The following is a 6891-nucleotide window of genomic DNA, read 5'->3' on the forward strand; positions in this document are numbered from 1 at the left end:
AACTCTTCACTTTGCGCTTCGTAGCAGCTTCCTTAAACCACCCCCCAGGTGCAGGCGTTGAACTTCGCCCCCGTGTAACGGCGGCAGGGTGGTCCGCCCCGCGTGCCACTGCGGGCCAATCCCCACCAGGCCGTAAGCCTGGACCTCCGCGCCCTCCAGGACGATGCCGCGGCGCCCTTCGAGGTAGGTGCCGAAGCTCTCTGCCGGGTCTGTCCGCCCAACCGACACCTGGCCGAAGGCGCGGGACGTCAGTGTGGTCCAGGTGGGTCCGGCGGCGGCCGTGGTGATCACGTCGAGGGCAACGTTCTGCCGGGCCAGCGAGGACATGAGGAGGTCGAGCTCGAGCCTTGACGGGGGCACGTGGTCCCACATCAGCAGGATCCTCGCCGGGCCACGCCGCGCCGCGTCAGAGAGCAGGGTGCCGGCCAGGGACACCGCGCGGACCAGGTCCACTGGACGGTGGGCGTGGTCCTCCGTCTGTCCGGTCAGGTCGCGGTGCAGCTGGCCTGAGGCTGAGATCAGGGCGACTGGGTGTGGGGCGTGGGGCGCCGCCTCCTGAAGGGACGCGAGCCCATCGTGCGCGGCGACCACTGCAAGGTTCAGCCGCCCTGGTCCGAGCGGGGTAACGGCCGGTGCCAAATCCAGGCGCACCACCTGTGAACTTTCCCGGGTGACTGTAAGCTGGGGTTGAAATTCCTGTTGAAGTGGCATCGGTGACCTCCATAGGCAAGGTAACCCGCTTCTGTTTTTCCGTCAGACGGAAACTCTGGACTACAGTGGGGACATGGACAAGGACGCCACGGCGCGGTTCCTCGGCGCATTCACGGAGGTCGAGCGCTACCTCGCCACCCGGCACGGTACCGGCGCACGTCGCGAGGAGTTCGGCACCCTGCTGGCCCGCGCGGAGCGGAGTGACCGGGCCATTCGCCCATACGCGGAAGACCTGAAAGGCTACGCCGACCTGCGTAACCTGCTGGTTCATCGGCGCCTCCGTGGCCGCTACCTGGCTGCAGTCGATGAGGAGGTGGCCGGGCATCTCGAGGGCATCGTGAGCATCCTTATGCAGGACAAAGACGTCTATAGCGTCTTCCGGCGCGAGGTCACCGTCGCGGAGGCGGACGCGCCGGTTGGGCACGCGCTCACGGTTATGTCCCGGGACAGCCTGTCGCAACTGCCGGTGTACCGGAACAGGGTCTTCGTGGACCTCTTGACAGCCGACACCGTCTCGCGGTGGCTGGGCGCGAACGTGGAGGGTGAGCTGGTCGACCTCACCGTTCCGGTAGGGGAAGTGCTGCCCCATAAGGAGAGCGTCGAGAAGTACGCTTTCGTTCCGAGAAGCGAACCGCTGCTCAGCGTGATCGAGGCGTTCGATGAGCACACCCGGCGGGGTGAGCGGCTCAGCGCCGTGCTCATCACCCAACACGGCCGGGCGACCGAGTACCTGCTGGGAATCGTCACCGCCTACGACCTGCCTCAGGCATTTGAAGCGGCTGGAGGGTAAGGGCAGCCGACTCCCATCGAAGGCCCGTGGCATGCCCCGAGATGATGGAGCATGCCGTGATGGGCGCGACCTGCTCGTCGCGCTGGCGCGGCGATGCGATACGGGGCTGCCGCGAACCGCTGGGTGAGGAGATGGCCGAGCAGGTACGGGGGCTCATCGTCGAGGTGGCCGAGTGTCGCGAGTCCTGGCGCCAGCGCTCGGCGGGCCCAATCCTCACGCGGTTGGTCCCGCAACTGTGAGGGACATGCAGTGCGGGGGCTCTGACTGATCCCAGCATGGGTCTGGAAGGTCCTGACGGCCGACCACACCTGGCTGTTTCGGTGATGGTGGCTGGAAGGTCCTTACCTGGGAAAGCCACAGGTGCTGCTGGTACGGCTCAGGGTACAGGTTGGCAGATCGAGTCCCTCCCGCACTTTGAGGACACTGCTCCGGCCCGGTCATAGCCCCTAATGGGGGCATCCGATTCTGCGCTCTTTTACAGGCCCGTTCTTGCCTACGATCTGGGCATGAAGCTCCCGATGATCGCCCTGGCCCTGCTGAGCTGCGGCGGGCTGGCCGCCGCGCAGGGCAACGTGGTCTATGACAGCCGCCTGCCAACCCCCAAGCCGAACGTGAGTCCCCAGGAGCGCTCGCGCATCCAGACGCTCGCGTCGCAGGCCGCCCGGGCCAAAGCCTGGGACACGCCCGACTTCCGCCCTTCCGAGGCTGGCTGTAGCGGCCAGGACTTCCAGATCAACGGGGTCGCGCCGGGGGCCTTCACGGTCAAGGGAGCGAAGCAGACCGCCTACCTCTACACCTACTGCTACTTCCGCCCGGGTTGGAACCAGGGGCTGGTGATCACCCAGGGGAGTCAGGTCCTGGCCCATTACGCCTTCACCGCCCTGCACTCGGAGATGTACGCCCTCAAGGACATCAACCGCAACGGGTACACCGAGCTCGCCCTGAGTGGCGGCTTTACCGGGCAGGGGTACACCACCGGCTACCTGGAAGTCGCGGAACTCGCGCCACAGCGTCGACTGCTCGCCAGCTTCAACTCTCAGAACAAGCTCTCCGTTTGGGAGGACAATTGCGGGGCGGTGGGCAGCGGCGGAACCTGGAAGGCTCGGGTGATTCGCGTGACGCCGGGCGCGGCTCCGCGCTTTACCCAGCAGCCCATCTCTGGTCGCTGCGGCAACGAGCGGACCGCGACGGGCCAGGGGAGCGTGCAGGCCGTGAAGGCGACTCCCGAACCCACCGGCTGGACAGCGGTGGCCGTGACCGCTCCGGTGGCGGGCGGCACCAACATCCTGGGCACGACCACGCCCTTTTCCGCCACGGCGCTGTGCCAGAAGGTGGGCTGCCGGGTGCTGGGCAACGCGCAGGTGGGTGGGTACCTCTTCGCGACGTACGCGACGAAGGATTCCTACAGCGTGGGCAGCGAGGGCTACTTCGCCTTCCTGAAAAACGGCAAGACCGTGGCGGTCGGCGTGTACGGCCTCGGTTCGCAGGACTATACGGACGTGGGTACCGTGCAGGACCTCCGGGACCTGGTGACCCTGACCGGCCGCCCCCTGCCGAGCCTGAAAGGAGTGATGGGGCCTGCGGATGCGATGTACTTCCCTGCCGGCATGGCCCAGGGGCCCCAGGTCCTGCGCCGCGACCGGAACGTCACCCTGCCCCTGGGGAGCGGCCTGGTACTGACGAACGCGTCTCAGCGGGTCGCGCTGGGGAACGATCCTTCGAAGCTCACCCGCTCGTCCAGCGCCCTGCGTTTCATCGACGTCACGTACGTGGCGCTGGCCAGTGAGGCCGGCGCTATCAGTAAGCTGATTAACCGGTGGGTCCCCGCAGAACAGCAGGCTGCACGGCAGGCGTACCTGAAGAGCATCGGCTTGGTCTCCGCATGTCCAGCCAGGGGAGCGACTGGCCAGCCCGTCTCGGTGAACGGACTCTTTCCCTCCGCACCGACCGCGTCTGCCTCGACCTCGTGGGCGCTGGCGCGTGGTTACACCTTGAACGCCAACACCATGTATATGGCCTTGGCGCTGCCTGGGCTGGCCCTGAGTTCCATCGAGATTCAGTCGTCGGGTGGACGCACCATGGAGGAAGCCTGGGCTGCTCCCGCCTGCGTGCGGTAGTAAAGTGCGTCTGAAAAACGTGCTGGCGCGTGTTTTCCCTGCGTGAAAGAGAGCACACGATGAGTCGGAGGAGGTGCGCTCATGACCCGGCCTGCGCACCCGAACGATCTCACGGATGCCGAGTGGAACGTGCTTCTCCCGCTGCTTCCTCCAGAAGCCCCAGTTGGCCGCCCCCGGAAGTGGTCATTGCGGGAGATCCTGGACGGCATTTTCTATCTGCTGCGCGGCGGCATTGCCTGGCGGGCAATGCCGCATGACTTTCCCCCCTGGCAGACCGTCTATCACTCCCACCGGATATGGAGGCTGCAAGGCGTCTGGGAGGTAATCCATACAACGTTGCGGGAGTGGGTTCGACTCCGGGAAGGTCGCGCCGCGACCCCAAGCGCGGCCATCATCGACAGTCCATCCGTCAAAACCACTGAAGCTAGTGGACCCCGTGGATACGACGGCGGCAAGAAAGTCAGTGGTCGCAAGCGTCACCTGCTCGTCGACACCCTGGGGCTGGTCATGGCGATCAAGGTGCACGAAGCGGACATCCGGGACCGCGCGGGCGCGGTCCTCCTCCTGCGGGATCTCCCGAGCGTCTTTCCGCGCATGGGGCACCTGTGGGCGGATGCGGGCTACACCGGGAAACTCGCTAGAGACATCAAGACGCACCTGGGTTGGACCATGGACATCGTCAAACATCCCTGGTCCGGCTGGCAGGGCACCTGGGCACCCAAGGACGCACCTCCACGGGTCGTGGAGGTGCCCAAAGGATTCGTGGTGCCCAAGCGCCGCTGGGTGGTGGGTGGTGGAGCGCACGTTCGCCTGGCTGGGGTAGTCACGGAGGATGGCCAAGGACGACGAGGCGCTGATCGAAACCGCAGAGAACCTGGTATACGAGGTCATGATTCGGCTGATGGTGCGTCGCCTGGCAAAAGGACCACCGTGACGGTTTTCAGACGCACTTTAGTGGGCAGCCCGTCCCGGCTCGTGTCGTAACCTCATGCAGCGTCGACTTCAGCAACCCTCTTGTGAACGGAGATCCACCTGTGCCCACCAAAGACGGCATCAATCAGGTCAAACCGCTGCTGCACGTTCATGTCTCGAAAGGCGGCGTACGGGTCCCGATGGTGGAAGCCGTCCCCGCCGCGCCGCGGGCGCGGATGCCCGGCTCACACGTACGCCCAGCTGCGCAGGCTGGGAGCAAGAAGCCCAAACGGGTGAAGGCGCCGGTGCTCACCGCCTTGCCACCGGGTGAGGAGACACCCGGCCTGTCCCGCTCAACACATGTGCAACAGGTCCAGTTTTCACCGGGGGGCATTTGGATCCCTGTCGCGGTCATGGAGGCCTATCTGGAGATGGTTTCGGCCGTTCTTCCAGACCCATCGTTCCTTCCAGATGCTCGCGACGTCGACCAACTGGCAACGTTCTTTCAGCCCGCCGTGAATGAGGTGGAGGATCTCTGGCAGGTCTTGCACGCCCTGGAAGCCGGAATGGTGGCGGGCGCGTGCGCTTTTCACTGGCGGGCCCAGGTGCAGGGCAAGGTGGAGGCCATTTCTCAGGCTTTGACGCGGGCCGGGCGACTGCCGAGACATTCCCGGCCAGAACGCGCCGTCAGCCTGCCCTGGCGGGCCCTGGCCGAGTGGGCCCTTGAACATCACCTTCTGGAGTCTCTGAGCTCCAAGCGTACGTACATGGCGGGTTTTCGCGCCCTCCGGGCCCATGATGTCTGGAGCGAGAGCTTGCAGCACGCGCGTCAACTGGTGTACATGGACGCGCAGCGTCGCTTGGGCGCAGGGGCATTTCAGCAGGAGATGGGGCGGATGGTGCAGAGGCTGCGGACCCTGGAGCTGCTTGTCGCAGACCGTAAGCCTGCGCCGCTGGAAGTTTCCACCCGAGTCGCACTGATCCGGAAGGGCCCTGACCGGAGACTCGCTCCGGAGGACCGTCTGGCCATTGAGCCGAGTCGCCTGGGTGTACCGCAGGTCGTCCTGCAAACCTACCTCGACTTCCTCGTCCCCCAGTTCTGCACCTTCGACCCGCCCCTCGAGGCCGTTGACGAGATCCGAGCCTACCTCGCTCCAGCAAAACCCGAGCTGGTGCAGCTCTGGCGTCTGATGCGTGATATGGAAAAGGATCTGCTGGCGGGGAAGTTCATGCTGAACTACCGCCAACCTTTTACGTCATACGTGGTGGCCGTCACGTACGCACTGACGGAAGTGGAGTTCCTGCCCCCTGAAGTCACTGAGGCCCTGAAAGGACAGCGCCCGACCCTGCCTTGGGGCCAGATGGCCTGCTGGCTGCTGGATTGGGAGGTTCAGGGGGCGGCCAGGAAGTCGGGCCGTGACGGCAAAGTCCTGCTGGCCCGGGTGCGTGCCTCTCCACTCTGGGCCAGACAGCACCGGGAAGTGGTCCGGCTGTTGCAGGCCGATGCTGTCCGCCAATTGCAGGCCGGAGGATTAACGAAGGCTATGGAGCCGATTGTCATGGCCCTGATCCGCGCGGGAGCAACCTCGTAAATTCGTAAATGAGGTCTGCAGCTGGTGGTGGGGATTCGGATCATGGAGCTCGTGGGGAAGAAAGGCCTTGGACCGGGTCTGGCGGCCAAGAGGTGGCGTCCGGTGACCACTGGTGTGGACGGCAGATCCTTGGAGAACACGTGAATCAGAAGGCCGCAGCGGTCATGGCCTTTTCCACCTGCGTCTGCAGCCCCTGGAGCTGGTGCTGCCCGGCGTGCGCCGCGAGCCGCTCGAGGTCGGCGCGGGTCAGGTGAGTCAGGTGGCTCTCGGCGAGTGTGGAGAGGGAGGCGTCGAGTGTCATACCGGCCCGCACGTACTCGAGCACCTCGCTCATGAAGTGGGTCCCGACCGTCACCGTGCCGCGCAGCCGTCCCTCGGGCCGGTCCTGGGGACCACCAGTCCCCACCACACCGTACAGGGCTTCAAAGGTGCTCTGGGGGATCTCGGCGTACGTCCGCTCGAGGTGCGTTCGCTCAGACATGGGCACACCTACATGGACGCTCGTGAAGCGCCGCTGGAGGGCGGCACTCAGGTCGTGCAGTCGCGCGGTGTCCGCGTCGTTCAGGGTGCCGATCAGCAGGAAGTCCGCCGGGAGGTACACCTCCTCCGGAGCCCCGTCGTCGGGGCCGACCAGCGGAAGCTGCGTGCGGTAGCGTGAGTCGAGTAGGGTGAGCAGCCGCCCGAAGGCCTCGTCTTGGTGGGCACGGTTGAATTCGTCGATGATTAGAGCATTTGACATAATAACGTCATGGAGAAACGGGTGGGGGCG

The 6891-nt window shown here is 65.4% G+C and carries 6 protein-coding genes and 1 pseudogene; 5 read left to right on the forward strand and 2 right to left on the reverse strand.

Translation table 11 applies throughout. The features are described from left to right. Positions 1–6 precede the first annotated feature (6 nt). Complete coding sequence (locus QOL99_RS13750; protein WP_285524643.1) at positions 7–639, reverse strand: hypothetical protein; 633 nt, start codon at positions 637–639, stop codon at positions 7–9. 145 nt (positions 640–784) lie between these two features. On the opposite strand from QOL99_RS13750, the gene QOL99_RS13755 reads away from it, so the two are divergent. From QOL99_RS13755 to QOL99_RS13775, 5 genes and pseudogenes are all read left to right on the forward strand, one after another. Beyond that, positions 785–1501, forward strand: coding sequence for a CBS domain-containing protein (locus tag QOL99_RS13755; RefSeq protein ID WP_285524646.1), 717 nt, complete (start codon positions 785–787; stop codon positions 1499–1501). Between the two features lie 41 nt (positions 1502–1542). After that, positions 1543–1740: a hypothetical protein gene (locus QOL99_RS13760; RefSeq protein WP_285524648.1), complete on the forward strand. Its 198-nt coding sequence runs from the start codon at positions 1543–1545 to the stop codon at positions 1738–1740. A gap of 267 nt (positions 1741–2007) precedes the next feature. Further along, a complete protein-coding gene (locus QOL99_RS13765; protein ID WP_285524649.1) occupies positions 2008–3618 on the forward strand; it encodes a hypothetical protein in 1611 nt (536 codons plus the stop codon). A gap of 81 nt (positions 3619–3699) precedes the next feature. After that, positions 3700–4552 (forward strand): annotated as a pseudogene (locus tag QOL99_RS13770) (IS5 family transposase). Between the two features lie 100 nt (positions 4553–4652). Continuing rightward, positions 4653–6122 carry a hypothetical protein gene (locus QOL99_RS13775; protein ID WP_285524651.1) on the forward strand — a complete coding sequence of 490 codons (1470 nt, stop codon included), beginning with the start codon at positions 4653–4655 and terminating at the stop codon, positions 6120–6122. A gap of 145 nt (positions 6123–6267) precedes the next feature. On the opposite strand, the gene QOL99_RS13780 is transcribed toward QOL99_RS13775, so the two are convergent. Next, positions 6268–6861: an AAA family ATPase gene (locus QOL99_RS13780; RefSeq protein ID WP_285524654.1), complete on the reverse strand. Its 594-nt coding sequence runs from the start codon at positions 6859–6861 to the stop codon at positions 6268–6270. Positions 6862–6891 lie beyond the last annotated feature (30 nt).

It is taken from the genome of Deinococcus rhizophilus, assembly GCF_030271215.1.
Classification (GTDB): Bacteria; Deinococcota; Deinococci; order Deinococcales; family Deinococcaceae; genus Deinococcus; species Deinococcus rhizophilus.